Genomic DNA, 1184 nt, shown 5'->3' with positions numbered 1-1184 from the left:
TCGATCGAGGACTTAACCAAGTCATATTAAGCAAGGCGAACTCGTTTTTACTAAACTTCTTCTGCATTATCTAGTTTTGAGGGAATGAAACCTCTAATTCAATAGGTCCGGTAGCAATGGCGAGAAGGTCACACCCGTTCCCATCCCGAACACGGAAGTTAAGCTTCTCAGCGCCGATGGTAGTTGGGACGCAAGTCCCTGTGAGAGTAGGACGCTGCCGGGCCATCATATATGGAGGATTAGCTCAGCTGGGAGAGCATCTGCCTTACAAGCAGAGGGTCGGCGGTTCGATCCCGTCATCCTCCACCATATTATTATGCCGGCTTAGCTCAATTGGTAGAGCAACTGACTTGTAATCAGTAGGTTGAGGGTTCAAGTCCTTTAGCCGGCACCATGCTTCTTACTTCCTTGAGTTACATCAGCGGAAGCATGCGAGAAATCCCGAAGGGATTTTAAGCAGAAATAACTAAGTTGTCTTTGGATAGACTTTATTATTTTGAGCCATTAGCTCAGTCGGTAGAGCATCTGACTTTTAATCAGAGGGTCGAAGGTTCGAGTCCTTCATGGCTCACCATTTTAATATGCGGGTGTGGCGGAATTGGCAGACGCACCAGACTTAGGATCTGGCGCCGCAAGGCGTGGGGGTTCGACTCCCTTCACCCGCACCATTTAAATATTGCGGAAGTAGTTCAGTGGTAGAACACCACCTTGCCAAGGTGGGGGTCGCGGGTTCGAATCCCGTCTTCCGCTCCATATTTGCCGGGGTGGCGGAACTGGCAGACGCACAGGACTTAAAATCCTGCGGTAGGTGACTACCGTACCGGTTCGATTCCGGTCCTCGGCACCATTTAAATATAAAATGCGCCCGTAGCTCAATTGGATAGAGCGTCTGACTACGGATCAGAAGGTTATGGGTTCGACTCCTGTCGGGCGCGCCATCAAATTTAATAGTACGGGAAATAGCTCAGCTTGGTAGAGCACTTGGTTTGGGACCAAGGGGTCGCAGGTTCGAATCCTGTTTTCCCGACCATTTTAACGGGGCCTTAGCTCAGCTGGGAGAGCGCCTGCTTTGCACGCAGGAGGTCAGCGGTTCGATCCCGCTAGGCTCCACCAATTATTTTAAAAAATATATTGACATTGTTGTTTTGCTTTGTTAATATATAAAAGTTGCCTTTGGGCGTCAG

General features: G+C 49.3%; 9 tRNA genes and 1 rRNA gene. All 10 read left to right on the top strand.

The window, feature by feature from the left end:
- Positions 1 to 106: 106 nt before the first annotated feature.
- The 10 genes from rrf (at position 107) to KHA99_RS30550 (ending at position 1113) form a co-directional block, all read left to right on the top strand.
- Positions 107 to 223, top strand: a 5S ribosomal RNA gene (gene rrf / locus KHA99_RS30595).
- 10 nt (positions 224 to 233) lie between these two features.
- Positions 234 to 309 (top strand) — tRNA-Val (locus KHA99_RS30590).
- 9 nt (positions 310 to 318) lie between these two features.
- A tRNA-Thr gene (locus tag KHA99_RS30585) sits at positions 319 to 394 on the top strand.
- Between the two features lie 104 nt (positions 395 to 498).
- Positions 499 to 574, top strand: a tRNA-Lys gene (locus KHA99_RS30580).
- 9 nt (positions 575 to 583) lie between these two features.
- Positions 584 to 668, top strand: a tRNA-Leu gene (locus tag KHA99_RS30575).
- Positions 669 to 678: 10 nt separating this feature from the next.
- Positions 679 to 753: transfer RNA gene (locus KHA99_RS30570), tRNA-Gly, on the top strand.
- A 5-nt stretch (positions 754 to 758) separates the two neighbouring features.
- A tRNA-Leu gene (locus KHA99_RS30565) sits at positions 759 to 847 on the top strand.
- Between the two features lie 14 nt (positions 848 to 861).
- Positions 862 to 938, top strand: a tRNA-Arg gene (locus tag KHA99_RS30560).
- A 15-nt stretch (positions 939 to 953) separates the two neighbouring features.
- Positions 954 to 1030: transfer RNA gene (locus tag KHA99_RS30555), tRNA-Pro, on the top strand.
- 7 nt (positions 1031 to 1037) lie between these two features.
- A tRNA-Ala gene (locus KHA99_RS30550) sits at positions 1038 to 1113 on the top strand.
- Positions 1114 to 1184: the final 71 nt, after the last annotated feature.

Origin of the sequence: Neobacillus rhizophilus (genome assembly GCF_018343535.1) — a bacterium.
GTDB classification, from domain to species: domain Bacteria; phylum Bacillota; class Bacilli; order Bacillales; family Cytobacillaceae; genus Neobacillus; species Neobacillus rhizophilus.
Note: the sequence above shows the minus strand (reverse complement) of the source record. Positions and strands in the feature narration are given on the sequence as shown.